The sequence below is a fragment of the Streptomyces sp. NPDC046931 genome (genome assembly GCF_040644655.1).
In the GTDB taxonomy this organism is placed as follows: domain Bacteria; phylum Actinomycetota; class Actinomycetes; order Streptomycetales; family Streptomycetaceae; genus Streptomyces.
On sequence record NZ_JBEYWX010000023.1, the window covers coordinates 1 to 17,582 of the forward strand.

The 17,582-nt window shown below is 69.1% G+C and carries 18 protein-coding genes and 2 pseudogenes; 7 read left to right on the forward strand and 13 right to left on the reverse strand.

Going from position 1 to position 17,582, the window contains the following annotated elements; translation table 11 throughout:
• Positions 1-152 precede the first annotated feature (152 nt).
• The 4 genes and pseudogenes from ABZ876_RS30245 to ABZ876_RS30260 all read right to left on the reverse strand — a co-directional run bounded on the left by ABZ876_RS30245 (position 153) and on the right by ABZ876_RS30260 (position 3,617).
• Positions 153-467 (reverse strand): hypothetical protein, encoded by a 315-nt coding sequence (locus ABZ876_RS30245; protein ID WP_361788084.1) that lies wholly within the window; start codon positions 465-467, stop codon positions 153-155.
• A gap of 184 nt (positions 468-651) precedes the next feature.
• Positions 652-735: pseudogene (locus ABZ876_RS30250) on the reverse strand (integrase core domain protein); the annotation flags it as partial.
• A gap of 1,317 nt (positions 736-2,052) precedes the next feature.
• The gene (locus ABZ876_RS30255) at positions 2,053-2,196 is read right to left on the reverse strand and encodes a hypothetical protein (RefSeq protein WP_361787901.1); all 144 of its coding nucleotides are present in this window, start codon (positions 2,194-2,196) and stop codon (positions 2,053-2,055) included.
• A gap of 854 nt (positions 2,197-3,050) precedes the next feature.
• Positions 3,051-3,617 carry a TetR family transcriptional regulator gene (locus ABZ876_RS30260; protein WP_361787903.1) on the reverse strand — a complete coding sequence of 189 codons (567 nt, stop codon included), beginning with the start codon at positions 3,615-3,617 and terminating at the stop codon, positions 3,051-3,053.
• Between the two features lie 86 nt (positions 3,618-3,703).
• Here ABZ876_RS30260 and ABZ876_RS30265 point away from each other — a divergent pair, with 86 nt between their 5' ends.
• A complete protein-coding gene (locus ABZ876_RS30265; RefSeq protein WP_361787905.1) occupies positions 3,704-4,129 on the forward strand; it encodes a nuclear transport factor 2 family protein in 426 nt (141 codons plus the stop codon).
• Positions 4,130-4,515: 386 nt separating this feature from the next.
• On the opposite strand, the gene istB is transcribed toward ABZ876_RS30265, so the two are convergent.
• Together istB and ABZ876_RS30275 are read right to left on the reverse strand one after the other, a co-directional pair.
• Positions 4,516-5,247, reverse strand: a complete 732-nt coding sequence (gene istB, locus ABZ876_RS30270; protein WP_361787907.1) for an IS21-like element helper ATPase IstB — start codon at positions 5,245-5,247, stop codon at positions 4,516-4,518.
• On the reverse strand, positions 5,244-5,696 hold the full coding sequence (locus tag ABZ876_RS30275; RefSeq protein WP_361787909.1) for a hypothetical protein: 453 nt from the start codon (positions 5,694-5,696) through the stop codon (positions 5,244-5,246). The genes istB and ABZ876_RS30275 overlap by 4 nt, the downstream gene beginning before the upstream one ends.
• A gap of 10 nt (positions 5,697-5,706) precedes the next feature.
• Here ABZ876_RS30275 and ABZ876_RS30280 point away from each other — a divergent pair.
• Positions 5,707-6,443: pseudogene (locus ABZ876_RS30280) on the forward strand (DNA polymerase III subunit alpha); the annotation flags it as partial.
• Positions 6,444-6,612: 169 nt separating this feature from the next.
• Here the strand turns inward: ABZ876_RS30280 and ABZ876_RS30285 are convergent.
• Positions 6,613-8,157 (reverse strand): FAD-dependent monooxygenase, encoded by a 1,545-nt coding sequence (locus ABZ876_RS30285; RefSeq protein ID WP_361787911.1) that lies wholly within the window; start codon positions 8,155-8,157, stop codon positions 6,613-6,615.
• A gap of 69 nt (positions 8,158-8,226) precedes the next feature.
• Between ABZ876_RS30285 and ABZ876_RS30290 the strand changes: the two genes are divergently transcribed.
• Complete coding sequence (locus ABZ876_RS30290; protein WP_361787913.1) at positions 8,227-8,805, forward strand: helix-turn-helix domain-containing protein; 579 nt, start codon at positions 8,227-8,229, stop codon at positions 8,803-8,805.
• A 59-nt stretch (positions 8,806-8,864) separates the two neighbouring features.
• On the opposite strand, the gene ABZ876_RS30295 is transcribed toward ABZ876_RS30290, so the two are convergent.
• Positions 8,865-9,341, reverse strand: coding sequence for a hypothetical protein (locus ABZ876_RS30295; protein WP_361787915.1), 477 nt, complete (start codon positions 9,339-9,341; stop codon positions 8,865-8,867).
• A gap of 35 nt (positions 9,342-9,376) precedes the next feature.
• Between ABZ876_RS30295 and ABZ876_RS30300 the strand changes: the two genes are divergently transcribed.
• Complete coding sequence (locus ABZ876_RS30300) at positions 9,377-10,147, forward strand: transposase (protein ID WP_361787917.1); 771 nt, start codon at positions 9,377-9,379, stop codon at positions 10,145-10,147.
• A 359-nt stretch (positions 10,148-10,506) separates the two neighbouring features.
• Complete coding sequence (locus ABZ876_RS30305) at positions 10,507-11,109, forward strand: DUF6000 family protein (protein WP_361787919.1); 603 nt, start codon at positions 10,507-10,509, stop codon at positions 11,107-11,109.
• Between the two features lie 62 nt (positions 11,110-11,171).
• Here the strand turns inward: ABZ876_RS30305 and ABZ876_RS30310 are convergent, their stop codons facing one another.
• The 4 genes from ABZ876_RS30310 to ABZ876_RS30325 all read right to left on the reverse strand — a co-directional run bounded on the left by ABZ876_RS30310 (position 11,172) and on the right by ABZ876_RS30325 (position 13,993).
• Complete coding sequence (locus ABZ876_RS30310; RefSeq protein WP_361788072.1) at positions 11,172-11,357, reverse strand: hypothetical protein; 186 nt, start codon at positions 11,355-11,357, stop codon at positions 11,172-11,174.
• A 24-nt stretch (positions 11,358-11,381) separates the two neighbouring features.
• The gene (locus ABZ876_RS30315; RefSeq protein WP_361787921.1) at positions 11,382-12,332 is read right to left on the reverse strand and encodes a transposase; all 951 of its coding nucleotides are present in this window, start codon (positions 12,330-12,332) and stop codon (positions 11,382-11,384) included.
• Entirely contained in the window at positions 12,316-12,771 is a 456-nt protein-coding gene (locus ABZ876_RS30320) for a transposase family protein (protein WP_361787922.1), read from the reverse strand. The genes ABZ876_RS30315 and ABZ876_RS30320 overlap by 17 nt, the downstream gene beginning before the upstream one ends.
• Positions 12,772-13,099: 328 nt before the next feature.
• Positions 13,100-13,993, reverse strand: coding sequence for a LysR family transcriptional regulator (locus ABZ876_RS30325; RefSeq protein ID WP_361787924.1), 894 nt, complete (start codon positions 13,991-13,993; stop codon positions 13,100-13,102).
• A gap of 102 nt (positions 13,994-14,095) precedes the next feature.
• Here ABZ876_RS30325 and ABZ876_RS30330 point away from each other — a divergent pair, with 102 nt between their 5' ends.
• Positions 14,096-15,184, forward strand: a complete 1,089-nt coding sequence (locus ABZ876_RS30330; protein WP_361787926.1) for a zinc-binding alcohol dehydrogenase family protein — start codon at positions 14,096-14,098, stop codon at positions 15,182-15,184.
• 361 nt (positions 15,185-15,545) lie between these two features.
• Here ABZ876_RS30330 and ABZ876_RS30335 read toward each other — a convergent pair whose 3' ends face one another.
• Positions 15,546-16,436, reverse strand: a complete 891-nt coding sequence (locus tag ABZ876_RS30335) for a LysR family transcriptional regulator (protein WP_361787928.1) — start codon at positions 16,434-16,436, stop codon at positions 15,546-15,548.
• A 168-nt stretch (positions 16,437-16,604) separates the two neighbouring features.
• On the opposite strand from ABZ876_RS30335, the gene ABZ876_RS30340 reads away from it, so the two are divergent.
• Positions 16,605-17,564 (forward strand): NADP-dependent oxidoreductase, encoded by a 960-nt coding sequence (locus ABZ876_RS30340; RefSeq protein ID WP_361787930.1) that lies wholly within the window; start codon positions 16,605-16,607, stop codon positions 17,562-17,564.
• Positions 17,565-17,582 lie beyond the last annotated feature (18 nt).

Here is a 17,582-nt window from a genome sequence, read left to right on the forward strand (position 1 = left end):
CCGCGGCGGTCAGGCCGCCGCCATCCGCGTACCTCATGACGAGGATCTAGCACCGCCAACGCCCGCTGTCACCCCACCCTTTCAACCTCAGCGTCGCTACTGCCGTCAGAATCGGGTGGCTGGGGCTGGTACCCTTTCTCGCCCGTCGGTCATCACCGGGTGTACCGGGCAACTGTGTACGCGGTGGGGCCGGTAAGCCCTGTCTCTGTGCCGTCGTTCATGTCCAGGACCTCGAAGCCAGCCCCCTCCGCGTAGCGTTCCAGTTCGCGAGGGAACAGGACGCGTCTGCGGATCTCGTCTCGGGCCTCGTCGCCCGAGGGGAGTGCCCAGTGCCGGTGCATGGTGTTGATCTGGGTCCGCAGGTCCCACGTGTGGCGGATGGTGACGGTCGCGGATCCCGTCGGGGTGTCGACCGTGGCGGTGGTCGGCTCGGTCCGGGTGATCGGGGCGACGGGGGAACACAGCACGAGCAGCGCTGCCGGCCGGGCGTGGGCGGAGGACGGCCAGGAAGTTCTCCGGTTCGGTCGGCGCGGCCACCCACTCGGGCAGCCCGGCTCGTCGTGCGCGAGCAGGCAGCCGCGTCCATGCGGCTGCCGAGTCGTGCGGTGCGCATGTCACCGGTGCGGATGTCCAGCCCGGGCCGTGCCTGGTGCCGTCTGGCAGACCGTCCCAGTGCTCTTCGTCGACGACGCGGACCCCTTTGCCGATCGCGCGCGGGTGAGTGGCCAGCAGTGTCGCCGCCGCGATGGCCGTCGCCTCCAGCTGGCAGAGGCGCTTGGAGAGCTCCATGAACTCGACGACCGCCCTGAAACACTCGACGAAGCGATCGCCTGGTACCGACGCGGCGCGCCAGACGGACACCCCCTCCTCGGCAAACTCCTCCTCCAACGGTACGAAATAGCTCTTGGCGAGGACCTCAGCGACCTCGACGAGGCCCTCGTGCACTGCCATGCCGCCGTCGCGGCCGATCCGCAAGACTCCGACGCCCTTAGGCGTCTCGCCTACGCGCTGATGCTGCGGTACCGCAAGACACACGATCCCGCGCTGGTCCCTGAATACCTGCTCGTCGCACGTCAGAATGCGCGGGTTGTTGAAAAGGGGCCGTGGGGAACCGAAACTCGTATAACAGCGGCGGTACTGCTGGGTCATGCCCTCGCCGCAGCGGGCGACTGGCAGGAGGCAGCGCGGATCTTCGAGCACACAGTGGAGGTACTACTGCCGAAACTGACGCCACGCCACGTAGCACTGAGCACCAACTTGCGTACGATTCGCCAGCACTCTGGGTTGGCATCGGTGGCAGCCGGCCTCGTCGCAGGCTTCGGACGCGCAGAGCGCGCCGCCGAACTACTCGAACAGGGGCGGGGGTACTGCTCGGGCAACTGCTCGACGGCCGCGACGACCTTGAGACACTGCGAGCACACGATCCCGATCTGGCCACAGCGTTTCTCGACCTTCGCCACCGCATGGCGACGACGGAAGCGCAGATTGCAACCCGGCGAGCGGAGCAGCCTGCGTGGTTGCGTCAAGCTGACAGGGCAATCAGGTACGCATACGAACTGGACGTAGCCGAGGAATTCGACGCCTTCCTCGCCAGTACTCGGCGTCTGCCCGGGCTGGAACGTTTCCTGCTGCCGCCGGCTGCAAGCGAATCGCGAGATCAGGCTGCCGAGGGACCCATCGTCATGCTCTACGCGTCAGAACTCGGTGCGGCCGCTGCTCTGCTCCTGACATCCGAGCGGGTCGAGGTAATTGGACTGGGCCTGAGCATCAACGACGTGCTCCCCCGCGCGCTGACCTTCCACGCGCTGATCTTCCTGATGACACGCGAGCCAACGACTCTGATTACCCTCCGCCACACCCAGTCCTCGCTGGACAGCGAGCTGCAGTGGCTCTGGAACCAGGTGGCCGGCCCGGTACTGGAGCGACTCGGCTACAACGAGACCCCTGGGCTCGGCGTTGTCGCCAGGCCCGATCTGGGCGGCAAGCCGGACTCGGCGGCGCTGACGGGTGCGGCCGCCTCGCGGAATCCGGTACAACTCGACCGTGACGCTGCTACCCCCGCCCTGGGCTGCGCCGGATGGCGGAGCGGGTCATGGTCACGATGTCCCACAGACGGCCCATCTCGTCCTGCGGGGTCAGGCGGCGGCTGTCCTCGTCGCCCCACAACACACGGTCCGCCCAGGCGGCGTCAGTCAAGGCCGACTGGGACCCTGAAGCCCACCTGCCGGGCCAGCTCGGCCGGGGCGGCCACCAGGACCCCGTCGGCGAGGGCCTGGGTTCGATGGCGTCGCTGAAGCTGTCGTCGTCCAGGGTCTGCAAGCGGACCGGGAGGCCCGAGTGCGGCAGGACCACCAAGGCCTGCGGGTCGCTGCATGTCAGCGTCCATGCCTCTTGGGGAAGGTCGCGGGCGGTGTGCTGAATGGCTGTACGGCTGGGGTGGATCAGGCGGGTCCGTGCATCGAGTTGTCGTACATGGACGCGGTGCACGGACGCCGTCGGCGACCGCAGCGGGGCTGCGTGACGGGCCGGTACGAGGATGCCGCTCCGGTACTACGTTCCGCTGATCGCGCGGTGAGCGTCACTTCCCGGGCTGGTACTGGGAGGCGACGACCGGGCAGCGCGTCGGCTTCGAGTCGTGGCTGGAACGGGACCGACTGCTGCTGATGGACTTCGATCCGAGCATGGTGGGGATCGGCTCACGGCCGTTCTGGCTGCACTGGCATGACGGTGCGCGGGGGCGTCGGCACGCCCGGACTACTTCGTCCGCCGCGCGGACGGCTCCGCGTTGGTCGTCGATGTCCGTGCGGACGAGCGGATCGACCCGAAGGACGCCGAAGCGTTTGAGGTGACTCACCTGGTCTGCACCCAGTCCGGGAGGAGATTCGAGCGGTTGGGGATGCCAGACGCGATGCAGGCCTGATGAAGCCGACACGGAAACACGGTGGAGCCCGTTCTACCCCTACTACCGCTGCTGAGCCCGAATACGGCCCGCCCCCTCATGCGGATCGCGGACGCTGCGCTCCACGCACCGAGCATCGGCGGCGTCGCGTTCACTCCGGCGGTCCAGACAGGGCCTTGATGGCCGGGCGGAGCAACGCGACGATGCGATCGGCAGGGGCCTCACGAAGCGAGGTCAGGCCGAGGAGTTGGTGGCCGATGGTCACGCCCAGCAAGGCGGTGACAACCAGTGTGGCGCGCAGTTCGGGATCCTCGGCAGCGGGCAGGGCGGCACCGATGCTGTCGATCTGCCGGCCGAGGGCGGCACGGACGTGATCGGCTGCTGCCCGGTCGGTGAGCATGGACCGCATCATCGCCAGCGTGCCTTCGGGAAGACCGCCGAGCTTGAGGCCGAGCGATGCCAGCAACTGGTCGACGAGCGCGTCGGTATCACTTGCCGTCAGCGGGGCGGGGAATGCCTGCACGGCCTGGGTGAACAGCTCCCGCTTCGAGCCGAAGTACTGCATGACCAGAGCCGGATCGACGCTTGCTGAGGCCGCCACGGCGCGAATGGTGGTGCGCTCGAATCCCTTCTCGGCGAACAGCTCCCGGGCGCTGTCGAGGATGCGCGCCTCGGTTGCTCGGCGGCGGTCGGCACGGGACTGGCGAGGAGTGGACACCGATTCACTCTACAACCGTTGACCGAGCTTCCGACCGACCCTACGGTGAGTGGGTCAACAAATGTTGAGCGAATGGAGCAACCCCCGTGTCGCATCTGGACAAACCTGCTCTTCGCACCCCTCACGAGGTGCTGACCTGCTATTACCAGGCCATGCTCGACAAGTCCCCCGACGATCTCGCTGATCTCTACGCCATGGACGCGGTGCACGAATTCCCGTTCGCCTCTCCCGGCTTCCCCCCGCGCTACGAGGGGCGTGAGGCCGTGCGCACCGGATACCGGGCGGCCTGGGGCGCCAGCCCCGCCCAGGTGCAGGAGGTCAGGAGGGTCGCGGCCTACGAGACCGCCGACCCAGAAGTGATCATCGCCGAGCATGTCGTGGTGGGAACACTGACGACCAAGGCCACCACGTTCACCGTCCCCGGTCTCCTGATACTCCACGTCCGCAACGGACTGATCACGCGAGTCCGCGACTACATGGACGGCTCGGGAGTCGCCGGCGCCAGAGCGTGATGGCCAGAGCAGTACAGCGGCAGCCCGACTTGAGACGGCACAGCACTCAGCCCGTTCCGGCCCCGACCCCCGAGATCTGTCTCAACGAACCGAGCCCCTGCGTCTCACCCCATCCAGTCCACGCAGGTCAGCGTGGACGCGGACCACTGACTTCGTTGAGACAGGACAGGAATAACCCGAACCGAGAGGGAAGACCCCGTACACGGTGTCTCGAAGCTCGTGCGGAACAAGGGGGCTGGCAGCGGCGGGGACCCAGCAGAAGGCCGGCCGTCGCGGCGAGGGCCGAGTCCGGTCAGGGGGTGGTGCGGTTCTTGTCGGCGTCGCCTGAATCGTGACCCACTTCGGGCGGTGGAAATCTGACCCGGTTGGTGTCGGTTGGTGGCTGTTCAGTCGTTGTCGGGTGTGTCGGTGGGAACGCGTCCGAGTTCGCGTCCCCGCATGCGGTAAGAGTCGCCCTTGAGGGAGTGGACCTCGGCGTGATGGACCAAGCGGTCGATCATGGCGGCGGCCACTGTCTCGTCCCCGAAGACCTCTCCCCAGCGTCCGAAGGGCTTGTTGCTGGTGACGATCACGGGCGCGCGTTCGTATCTGTTCGAGATGAGCTGGAAGAACAGGTTCGCGGCCTCCGCTTCGAAGGGGATGTAGCCGACCTCGTCCACCACGATCAGCGGATAACGGCCGAGCCTGGTGAGCTCGGCCGGCAGGCGGCCGGACTCGTGGGCGGCGGCGAGCTTGTCGACCCACTCGGCGGCGGTGGCGAAGGCGACACGGTGTCCGGCCTGGCAGGCTCGCACTGCCAGGCCGATCGCCAGGTGCGTCTTGCCGGTGCCGGGCGGGCCCAGGATGACGACGTTTTCCTTGCCCGCGATGAAGTCCAACATGCCCAGATGTGCGAGCTGTTGGCGCGTCATGCCGCGCAGATGGGTGACGTCGAGCTCCTCGATCGTCTTGATCGCGGGGAATCGGGCGGCGCGTACTCGTGCTTCGCCGCCGTGCGATTCACGGGCGGAGACCTCGCGCTGGAGGCAGGCGACCAGGTATTCGGCGTGGGTCCAGGACTCCTTGCGGGCCCGTTCGGCGAGCCGGTCGGCAGCCGCAAGAAGGGCCGGAGCCTTCATCGCCCGGGCCAGGAAGGCCAGGTCAGAGGCGGTCTGCTGGCCGGTCCTGCGACTCGTGACCGCGGCGGCTGCCGATGCAGGTGGCGCTTGAGTGTCGACGCAGGCGGCGCCAGGGCACCGATGGTCGCGTGCCCCTTGCGTTTCGCGGCGACGGTGCGGGCCAGCTGGGCGACGGGCTCCGGCAACTGAATGGGGGCATTGCCGAGGTGGAGACGTACTTCCTGAGCGCCGACCTCGACGTCCTCGGTGGTCAACCGGTGGATCGCCGACGGCCCTTGAGCGTAGAGGAGGAGAAGCTGCCCGGCGAGGCGGTCTTCGGGCTTGAGGGTGTCGTCGTGCAGGAGCCGGCGTGCGGTGTTCCAGCGGTGTTCGTCGTCGAGTGGCTGGGTGGGGCCGTTCCAGCGGATGGCGGGGAAATGGACCGTGGTGAGCTTGTTGGTGCGGGCCACCCTCTCCCCCAGGCTGACCCGACGGGATCTGCTGCTGCAGGCCAGCGAACTGCACCGGCAGTCCCGCAACCGCACCGCCACTGACGGGCAGTTGCCGCTGGGGCCGAGCTGGTGACCGCCGGCCCGAGCGGGCTGCCGGAGTTGACCAGCCGTGACAAGCTCGGCGCCGAACTCGACACCCTCTCCATCGACGTGAGCCAGCATCTGATGGAGCACCACCACCGGCTGCTGCGCGAACTCGGCGCGACCGACGCCGCCCACCTGCGCGCCATGGTGCCCGGGCAGAAGGTTCTGGTCGCCGGAGTGCGGGCCTCCACGCAGACCCCGCCCATCTCGTCCGGCAAGCGGATCATCCTCTGCACCCTGGAGGACGGCTCCAGCCTCGTCGACATCGCCTTCTTCGAAGACTCCCACGAGAACGTCGCGCACACCGTGTTCCACTCCGGACTCCTGCTCGTACACGGCAAGGTGGAGGCCCGCGGCCCGCGCCGCACCGTCGTCGGCGAGATGGCCTGGGACCTGGACGACGTGGCCGCCGCCCGCCGCGACCACGGCCCCCAGGCCGCCCTCGACTTCCTCGGCCGCACCGGCCCGGCCCCCACCCCGGCCCAGACGGCCACCCCGCAGCGCACGCTCGCCGGCGGCACCGCCGGGGCCCGCCTCCGCCCATACGCCGACCGAAGCCGACGGGTTCCCGAATTCCTGGAGGGGATCGAGCGTGAACCCGCAGGTCCTCCAGGGGCGTAGGCCGGGGTGTGCGATGGGTTCAGTATCTTCGCGGGGCATCCTCGAGCATCCCGTGTTGGCGTACGCCCGAATGTGGCCCCGGCAAGATTTCCGTGAAGCAGGCGCATGCCACCGTGCGCCGGTGACGCTCCGAAGCCGATGGCCGTTTCCGCTGGAGCTGACCAGCCGGTTACGCGGGGACGGCCGTGGTGCCGAGCACTCGCGTCAATGCCTCGGCGAGCGGCGTCGCGGATGCCGAGTGCCAGGCGACGATGACGTCAGGGCGTAACAGCAGAGCGCCGTCGGCGGGCAGGCAGACCTCGGCGAGCCACTCGCGGTGTGACACGGTCGCCTGACGCAGTCCGAGGCGACCCGCTTCGACGATCCAGCGTTCGTCGTCCGGGCCGGTGAGCAGGGTCAGGCCGGGCCCGGCAAGGTCCACAGTGGACGTCGCTGCGTCGAGCCAAGCGTGGGGCACGCGCGTGCCGGGACGGCCTGCCGGGGCGTAGTGGTCGGCGGGCGCGGGGCCGCGGCCGTCCGGGACGAACGCCCCTTCGGGGTACTGGGTGCCGAACATCGTGGCCGGCAGGTCGTCGTGCCGGCGGTCGGGCTGGGTGAAGGCGGCGAGCATGTCGCCGACGTGCCCGCGGACGGTGCTGGAGGCTTCGGCGATGGCGTAGCCGGCCGGATGGCGTTCGGCGTGGTAGGTGTCGAGGAGGGCGGGCGCCGCCCGTCCGGCTAGCACTGCCGCGAGTTTCCAGGCGAGGTTGGCCGCGTCGGCGATGGCGGTGTTGGCTCCGGCCGCGGCCATCGGGGGCATCATGTGCGCGGCGTCGCCCACCAGGAACACACGGCCGTCGCGAAACCGGTCGGCCACGCGCATCGCCGCCTCCCAGGGCGACCGGCTGAGCAGTTCCACGTCGAGATCCGGCATGCCGATCACGATGCGCAGGAGGTCGTGCCAGTCGCCGTCGCCGAGCGTGCGGGCCTCGGGGAAGTCGGCCGTCGAGAGCAGCCACCGGTCCGTGCCGTTGACCGAGAGGAAGGCGCCCGAGGCTACCGGGTTGTCGATCTCGCACAGGCTGAACGGCTTTTCCCGCGCCAGATCCGTGAGATCGGCGCGGAAGTAGAGATCGAGGTTGTCGGCCAGGTGGCCATGGCCGCTGCGCGTGACACCCAGTGCGGTGCGGACGGGACTGCGCGCGCCGTCGGCGGCGATCAGGTAGTCCGCGGTCAGCTCGTACGGCTCGCCGTCCGCGGGCTTCAGCAGCGCGGTCACCCCGTCGTCGTCCTGGGTGAAGGACACCAGTTCGGTGCCCAGCCGCACGGACACGCCTCGTTCTTCGGCGGCCCGGCGCAGGATTGGCTCCAGCACGACCTGTGGGCACAGGACGTTCGGCCCCGGGCTCAGCTCGGGAATCCTGGCTTGCTGCAGCCGCCGTTCCCGCATGGTGCCGCTCATTTCCCGGACTTGCGCCTCGGCCAACGTCGGACCGACCAGGACCTCGGTGAAGGACGCCAGCGGCGCGCTCGCCTCGGCGACCTCGGCCGCGAGGCCGAGCAGGCGGAACACCTCGGTGCTGCGCGGGTTGAACCGGCGGGCCTTCGGCTGCGGCGACACCCCGGCGTGCTTCTCGACCAGCACCGGATCCACCCCTTCGCGTCGCAGCAGCAGAGCGGCGGTCAGTCCGGCGATTCCACCGCCGGTGATCAGGACCGGAACACGAGTGATCATGGAAACCCCTCCCCTCAAAGTGGCACGGTACAACTGAGTACACGGTAAAATTAGTGGTATCGTCAAGTCATGACTACCGGGATGGGCCGGCGGGAGCGCAAGAAGGCGGCGACCCACCAGGCGCTGGCCGACGCGGCACTGCGACTGTTCCTCGAGCGCGGCTACGACAACGTGGGTGTCCGCGAGATCGCCGACGCCGCCGACGTGTCCACCACGACTCTGCAGAAACACTTCCCCAGCAAGGAATCCCTCGTCTTCGACCGGGACGCCGACATCGAGGAGAGCCTGCTCGCGGCCGTGCGCGACCGCGCGCCCGGCACGTCGGTACTGGGCGCGTTGCGGGACCACACGCTGGCCCGCGTCGAGCGCGGTGCCGCCGCTGACGGGGCGCCGGAGTTCATGGCCCTGGTGAGCAGCACTCCGGCGCTGAGCGAGTACTGGCACCGGATGTGGATGCGGCACGAGGACGCGCTCAGCCGCACCCTCGCCGCCGAAACCGGCGCACCCGAAGCCGATCCCGAATGCGCCGCACTGGCCCACTTCGCCCTGGAAACCTCGGCACTCGCCATCCGCTCCGAAGATCCGGCCCGCACCGTCGAAGCCGCGTTCGCCATCCTCGAACACGGCTGGCGCGCCTCACGGCGCTAAATTCTTTCTGGCTGAGCTAAGGGCTGTCCCGCAAAAGATCTCCGGAGGTCGGACGTGCGCTACCCCATGACCGCACGAGCGGCGTCGAGGAAGGCCAGCCGGTTGTCCTCCAGGTAGTCCCGTACGCTCTCGCCTTCGGGCAGGCCTTCCCACACGGTCCGGTTGAGGTCGAGGAAGTACGCGCGCGCCGCGTCATGTACGGGCAGGGGGAACTGGATGCGGATGAGCCGCTCGGCGACCCACAGCCTGTTCATGACGTCCCGGGTCGTCAGGTACCAGTCGTCGGTGTCGTCCCAGTCGGCAGGTCGGCTGAACGCGGCGCGTTCGGCTTCGGCGCCCACCTCGATGAACCGCTCCAGCAGCGCCAGCCGTTCCGCTCGTCGGGCCTCCGACAAGGCGATCTGCTGCCGTTGCTGTTCAGCGCGTTCCGCCGAGAGCTGAGTCCTGTGCTGCACGAGGTAGGACAACAAGCCGCCGAGGACAACGCCGCCCAAGGATATGAGGGACACCCAGACCTGACCTGACATAGCGGTCATCGTCCCATGCCGTCGATCTTTGAGACGATCTTGCTGTGGCTGCTGTGATCACGGCGTCGGAGCCGTCCTGGATAACCCCTTTCACTGGGCTGAGCCCGCGTCAGTTCGGCAAGCTGATCAACGCGCTACGGCGCGAGGGCGCGGCCCCGGTCCGCAAGGGCCGGCCATGGAGCCTGCCGCTGGAAGACCGGGTGTTGCTGGTGGCCGCCTACTGGCGCACGAACCTGACCTTGCGGCAGCTTGCGCCGTTGTTCGGGGTGTCGAAGTCGGCCGCCGCTCGGATCATCGACGACCTTGCGCCGTCGCTCGGACTGCAGCCGCGCAGGCGGTTCCGCAGGGACGCCGTGCTGATCGTGGATGGCACCCTGGTGCCCACCCGCGATCACACGATCGCCGAGCAGTCGAAGAACTACAGGTACTCCACCAATCACCAGGTCGTCATCGATACCGATACCCGTCTGGTCGTCGCGGTCGGCCGGCCCGTGCCCGGCAATCGCAACGACTGCAAGGCGTGGGAGCTGTCAGGTGCGAAGGACGCCGTTGGCAAGGCGACGGTCATTGCGGACGGCGGCTACCGGGGTACCGGCCTGGTCATCCCGCACCGCCGAGAGCGCGGCCAGGCCGAGTTGCCGGGATGGAAGGAGGAACACAACAGCTCGCACCGCAAAGTCCGCGCCCGCGTTGAGCACGTCTTCGCGCGGATGAAGGGCTGGAAGATACTCCGCGACTGCCGCCTGAAAGGCGACGGCGTCCACCATGCCATGCTCGGCATCGCCCGCCTGCACAACCTCACCCTGGCTGGGTAACAGAGAAACGGGCTGGTCAACCAGCACACCGGAGATCTTTTACGGGACAACCCTTAGTCTTCTGAGTCGGGAATTCTGTTCAGAGAGTGATCGACCCGTAACACACAACCGGCCTCGTCAACCCCCGAACCGAGGCGATGCCTGTTGTCCCGATGCCGCTTCCATGTGCCTGCCCGCGGGGGCCGGCACATTGGCTTTATTCACGAGTATGGGTTCTGGCTTACCTTCTATGGAGCAGTAACCCTGCGTGCTGTCGAAACCCTGCGCACCCGACCCGACCCAGATGGCGTCCCACCCGTCTCGGGGCCACTGCAGGCCCCACTCCCTCAGCTGCGTGCTCGTCGCGAGAGGATGGGGTGGTGATCCGCTACGACACCGAGATACAGGCCCTGTACCGCCGCTATTGCCTCCCCGGGCGCCGCTACCTGAAGCTCGGCGGAGCGGTACTTCGCATGTCGCGCGAGGAGTACGAGCCGTTCGTTCAGCACCTGGCCGCTGATGCGAGGGCTGTTACCGACGCCGAGCTCACCATCCTCTTCGAAGGCAGCTGGCGCGAGCGGCGGACCGCGGCATGGCTCGCCGCCGTCTCGCGCCGTGACCACTTCCGTGAGCGTCTGGGTGCGCTGCTGCTGGAGAGTGAGGTCTGCTGCGCGGGTGGGGCCTACTGTGTGGCACTGGCGAGTTTCGGCACCGCACGGGACGCCGACTTGCTTGCCGCTTACCTGGATCGCTACCTGCGTCGGCCCGATCTCGCCTACGACCAGCCGACAGCCATGGGCGCCCTGGCCTACACGGAGTCCGTCCTGCACGGCGACCGGGCCAGCTGCCTCCTCCAGGAGGGCGGCCTGTGGCGGCAGTGGTTCCAGGACGCGCCCCACATGCACGGCGATGACGGCATCTCTAGCTACCTGGGCGGCATCCGCCTCGCCTGCGCCGTTGTAGACGAATGTGCCGGCATCTGACCCCCTCGGCTTCGTTCACTGCGAAGACTCTGGCTCAACGCCCGGGACGCGGCCGCCCTCCGTCACGCCAGTAGGACACGCTTGCGAAGAAGTTGGAACCCTGCACGGCCGAACATCTGGCGCTTGAGCATCTTGATCCTGTTGACATGGCCTTCGACCGCACCTGAGCTCCAGGGCAGGGTCAATCCGGCGGTGACGGCGTCGATGTCGCGGTCGATGCCGGCGGCCAGGGTGTGGAGGCTGGGCAGATCGTCCTGTCGGACGGCGTCGAGTCAGGCCGGGAGGCGCTCGCCCTGGCGGTCGGTGAGCATGGCCGCGAAGGACCGGACGTGAAGGGTAAGGGCGTCGAGTTCGGGGCAGTGGGTGCGGACGGCCTTGAGCTGGAGCTGTTCGTGCTCGGTGAGGGTTTCCGGGCGTCTGAGGATCCATCCGGAGACTGTTCGGGGTGACGGCGGCCGGGCGGTCACCGGTCGCGGTGAGGTGCGCTTCTTGTACAGGTAGGCGCGGACGCGCTGGTGGCTGCCCTTGTAGCCGAGCGGCACGATCTCCTCCCACAGCTTCCAAGCGTTGGTGATGCCGTCGTTCCAGCGGTCGTCCAGGTAGGGCTTGTAGTCGTCGAGGACCGAGGTCCGGTTCTGCCACTGGCCGGTGAACAGGTCCTCCGGCTTCGCGGCGTCGGAGAACCGTTTGACGGTGTGCCAGGCCATGCCGAGCTGCCGCTGGACCGAACGCAGGCTGTGCCCTGCCTCCAGGAGTGCGTGAACGGCGGCGTGCCGGGACCTGGTGCGGTCGGCGAACCGGTGTCCCGTCGGCCAGGGTGAACCGGACGGCTCGTCTTCCGGGGCGGGCTCAGGTTCGGGTTCGGGGGCGGCCGGGACAAGGGCTCGCAGGCAGCGGCGGTGCTGGCCGACTGCCCGTTCGGCGGCCTCGCTCAGGTTGTGCCAGAGGTGCCACCGGTCCGCGACCTGGACGGCCAGCGGGGCGCCGGCGGAGGCGCCTTCGGCGAAGAACGGCGCCCGGTCGCGGCAGACGACCTCGACGCCCGGCCGTTTGGCGAGCCAGGCAGCCAGGCTGGAAGCCTCCCGGTCCGGCAACAGATCGACGGGGCGCCGGGTCTCGATGTCGATGAGGACAGTGCCGTAGTGGCGGCCCTTGCGGGTGGCGTACTCGTCGACGCCGACCACCCGCGGCACGGGGATCTCAGGTTCAGGAAGATCCTCCACCAGCCGGAGGACCGTGCTGCGGCTGACGGGCACCCTGAGAACGCGGGCGATGCGGGCCCCGGCCCCTGCCCGCAAGGGCCAGGCCGACTGCGGCCAGGGTGGAACGCAACCGCTCGGTCCGCTGACCGTACCGACGTGTCAGGCCGGGCACCTGCTCAACGAAGGTACGGCGTGCGCAGCCCGAGTTCCCGCACGTGAACCGACGGACCCTCAACTGGAGAACAACACTTCGGCCACCGCTCGGCACATCAGTGGGAAACCGCACGTAGGAACCATGAACCCGGTTCGACCAGACTCCGCAGACCGGGCACACGGCACCGTCCGCGACAGATTGCGCATCAACGCGCACTATCTCGCTATTCACGTCCACCGACAGCACCGCGACGTCCGCGATCGACGGGAACAACAACTCCTTGAGCCGGAGCACAACCTCTTCCACGGCCCCGAACTGTCAGCCCAACCGCCGAACCGACGGGCCATTTTCGGGCGACTTCGCGTACGGCTCGAAGCGGTCCGGATGTCACTCAGAGTGGCCGTGTCACAGAGGTTGAGCCAGAACCCGAGTATGGAAGTCAGTTGTTCACGGGTCTGGGAGGCACCCAGCTCTACGGCCTGGTTATGTTCACGAGTTTCGACGTCACTGGGGTACTTGCACGGGCAGCAGCGGGGTGCTCCTGCTGAAAGGACCCTGGCTATTGCCGAGGTACACGTGATGGTGTGCGCCCTCGGCGGGCTACGGCACCGAATCTGACGGCCGGCGGCACGTATCAGGTGGTCGACGCAATTGCTCGGGTGACGGCCGTGATCGCCGGGGTGGGGCGGCCGGGGAGCCGCGCCACGAGAACCCGGCGGATCTCGGGAGGTGCGCCTTCGACGTGCAGCAGGCTCACCCCGGGCGGCAGCACCGGCGAGAGCCGCGAGGGCACCGTTGTCACCCCGAAGCCACCGGCGACCAGCTGAAGCTTCGTCAGCCAGTCGCGCGCGCAGTGGACGATGTCTGGCCGTCCGGGCAGGCCAGGCCAGACACCGAGCAGTGGCTCGGCGTTCGACGCCGGGGCGGCAATCCACGGGGCGTCGATCAGTTCGTCGACGTGCACCGCGGTGCGGCCGGCGAACTCTCCGGTCGAAGGCACCGCCACGACCAGTTCGGTGTCCGTAACGGTCTCGGTGTGCAGGCGCGGCGACTCGCCGTCCAAAGGCCGGTGGGGCGGGCGGGAGGTCAGTACGGCGAGGTCGATCGAGCCCGCGCGCAGTGCCCGGATCAGGGAGGGCGTGGTGCCCTCGGTAGTCGTGACCGTGATCTGCGGGTCTGTCGCCGCGAGGCGGGTGAGTGAGCGAGGCAGGATGGCCGCGCCCGCGCTCAGGAACAGTCCGAGGCGCACGAGTTCGGTCCGCGGGACGGTGCCGGTGAGGTCGCGCTCGGCTTCCGTCAGGCAGTCCAGGATCGTGCGAGCGTGGCGCAGCAGGGTCAGACCCGCGGGGGTGAGCCGCACTCCATCGGGGCGGCGTTCGAACAGGGCGGTGCCCGCGCTTCGTTCGAGGCCGGCGGCCTGACGTGAGACCGCCGACTGGGTGTAGCCGAGCCGGGTGGCTGCTGCGGTGAAGCTGCCGGACTCGGCGATCTGCCGCAGGACCCGTAGGCCTGTGCTGGAGATGTCCATGCGGCATACGCATACCACGGATGCTTAAACGTCGCTTCCCGCATGCCCGCCGGGTTCCTAGTGTCGATCCCGACGAACACGGACGAACACGGAGGTCATCACGTGCGAGCAGCAGTTCTGACGCAGTTCGGTGCCCCGCTCACGGTGCGGGAGGTGCCCGACCCCGAGGCTGGCGGCGGCGAGGTGGTGGTCGAGGTCCTCGCCGCCAGCGTGGCGCCCTACGCGGCTGAGGTCTTCAGCGGCGAGCGGAACTATCCCCTGGTCCCTCCCGTCGTGCCCGGGATCGGCGGCGTGGGACGGGTCGTCCACGTGGGCCCGGACGCCACCCGGCTGCGTCCCGGCGACCTGGTGTGGTGCGACTCGACGGTGCGCTCGCGGGATGACGCCCTGACGCCCGATATCACGCTCCAGGGCTGGAGTTCCCGCGGCGAGGGCGGCGCTCGCCTCGCCCGGTACCTGCACGACGGATCGTTCGCAGAGCTCATGCGGGTCCCGACGGAGAACGTCTTCCCGCTCCCCGCAGCGGCGGGGGACGACCCGGCCCGCTGGGCCGCGCTCGGCGTGCACGTCATCCCTTATGGTGGGCTGCTGGCCGGCGGGCTCGCAGCCGGAGAGACGCTGCTCGTCAACGGGGCCACCGGCAACCTCGGCAGCAGTGCGGTTGCGGTCGCGCTCGCCATGGGGGCGGGCCGCGTGGTCGCCCCAGGCCGCAACCAGGCCGCGCTCGACCTCCTCGCCGACCGATTCGGTCCGCTCGTGCGCCCGGTCCCGCTCACCGGGGACGACGCCGGCGACCGCGCGGCGATGTCCGCGGCGGCCGACGGCCCGATCGACATGGTGATCGACCTGCTACCGCCGAGCGCACCCAGCTCGGCAGCGCGCACGGCAGCCATGACCGTGCGCGAATACGGCCGCGTCGTCCTCATGGGCGGCGTCGGCATGCTCGGTGGCGACGACCTCGCCCTCCCGTACCCATGGATCATGCGCAACTCGATCACCGTACGCGGCCAGTGGATGTACCCGCGTACAGCCAACGTCGGCATCATCAGGCTCCTCACCTCGGGCACCCTGGACCTCGCCGCCGAACGGGTCCGGTCGTTCAGCCTCAACGCCGTCAACGACGCCGTGACCTATGCCGCCTCACATGGTGGCCCGTTCGACCGCACCACCCTCACCCCACCGGCTCGCTGACAAGACCGGCTGATCCCCATATGCCAGCGCCACGCCCCCCAGGGCGGCGTCGTTCGGGGGATCTACCCGGTTTGGTCGGAGAGCGTGCTGAGCGATGGTAGGCCCTGTCGTGTGGGGCCTCACACCGCTCTACCGTAGAAGGGGCTGCCAGTGCGGCCACCACCATCGGACCCGATCAGGTGGTGGCTCGACCATCCGAGAGCACCCCCCGAACGCGGCCTTCCGCTGGAGCACGAGCACGCCCGTCGGGCCCAACTCTTCTGGCCTGACGGTGTCTCGCAGTCGCTGCCTCCCACAACGGCTGACCCGAACGACCAGTAGCAGCACAGGTCAGCCAATGCTCGGGGCCGCTGCGCGGCCATCATGGCTCGGCTGGTGGGGCGACACCGCAGGATTCCAGTTGTCCGGTCGTCCTGTCTGATGCAGCACCGATGCCACGCGACTGCGCGACGGCCGCCGCCGCGCGTACCAGCGCGGCCACGTCGCGGCTGCGGGAGCATTCCGGCCAGGCGATAACCAGTGCGGCGGGAGGGCAGTCCTCGATGAGGACGTAGGACACCGCGCGTCGCGGGTACTGGGATGCGACCGATCGCGGTAGCACGGTCATCGTCTGGCCGAGGCCAATGAGCGCGAGCAGCTGCGCGAGGCCTTGGACCCCGTGCTCGCCGATGTCGCGCTCCACCCGTTCGCGGACGTCCGCCGGGGCGACTCCGAGATCGGCGAGCCGTACCCGGCCAGCTCCGGCAAGTGGATGGTCGGCGGGCAGCGCCGCCACGCGCGGTTCGACCGCGACGACATCCGCGTCGATGCCGTCCGGATCGTAGGGCTCGAACATGAGCGCCACATCGGCGTCTCCCGCCCGCAGTAGCCGCGTGTGCTCCTGCCATCCGCACAGGCGCACGGCGACCGGCCTGGTGTCGGGCTCGGCAGCCACCGCGGCGAGGATGGCTTCGAGCAGGCCCCCGTCCGCGTCCGCCTTCACGGCGAGCACCAGGCTGCGATGCGGTGCCGAGGCCCGCACGGCGCGTCGGGCCGCCGCGTCGAGAGCCTCCAGGGCAGGCCGCGTATGGGTCAGCAGCACTGCGCCGGGCTCGGTCAGCTCCACCACGCGCGTGGACCGCTCCAGGAGGCGTACGCCGAGTTCGGTCTCAAGGTTGCGGATCGCTCGCGACAGCGCGGGGCCGGCGATGCCGAGCCGCCTCGCGGCGTGGGTGAAGCTGCGTTCCTCGGCCACCGCCACGAAGTACCGCAAGGCCCGGGACTCCACTGCCATGGAGAACACACTACGACCTGCTCGGCATCAGGATTACTACCTTCTTGTTCCTAATGGCTGCCGGACCGGTCGTTCCCCCGGGCCTCGCCTTGACCGCACGCTGGTGTCGCCGCAGGGCGAACGGCCCGCGGCAGAACGGAGAGACACGTGCGAGCCATCAGCATCGAGCGCTTCGGCAACACCCCGGAGCTCAGGAAGCTGCCCGTGCCCGAACCCGGCCTCGGCCAGATACAGGTCACCATCGAGGCGGCGGCGATCAACCCGCTGGACGTGGCCATCGCGTCCGGCGCGCTGGAATGGCTCGGGGAGTACCGGTTCCCGCTCACGCTCGGCCTGGACGGTGCCGGCACCGTGACCGCGATCGGTGACGACGTGACGCGATTCCGCGTTGGCGACCGTGTCGTCGGCCAGTTTTGGAGCCAGCCACTGCACTTCGGGACCTTCGCCGAGGTCTGCGTCGTCCAGGCAGAGCCCGCGCTCGGCGCGCTGGCAACCATCCCCACCGGGATGCCGAGCCACATGGCCGCCGCGCTGCCGACCGCCGGCATGACCGCGCTCGGCGCGATCGAGCACACACAGGTGCCCGAGGGCGGCACGCTGCTCATCATCGGCGCCACGGGAGGTGTCGGCACGTTCGCAGTGCAGGCCGCAGCAGCCCGCGGGATCCGGACCATCGCCACGGCGTCCGCTCAGCACGCCGAGCAGGTACGCGAGCTCGGCGCCACCGAGATCGTCGTCCGTGGGGCGCAGCCTCTCGACCAGGCTCTACGCCAGCTCGCACCCGAGGGTCTCGACGCGGTCCTCGACCTTGTCGGCGACCGCTCACTCACCAGCAGCCTGGCCGGCACGGTGAAGGACGGCGGTGCGCTGCTGTCGACCGCTTTCGGTCTCGACGGCCAGCTCATGGCCGACGCACGCATCCACGCCGCGAACTACTCGCTCGACCGCAAGCCGGAGCGGCTCGGCGAACTCACGAAGCTCGTCACCGCAGGCAGCATCCGGCCTGTCATCGGCGCGGTGCTCCCCCTTGGGGAAGCACCGCGAGCCCTCGCCGGCGACCTCCGGACCGCGCGGCTATGCGGCAAGACCGTGCTGCAGGTCGGCTGAGCCAGGACCCGGACAACG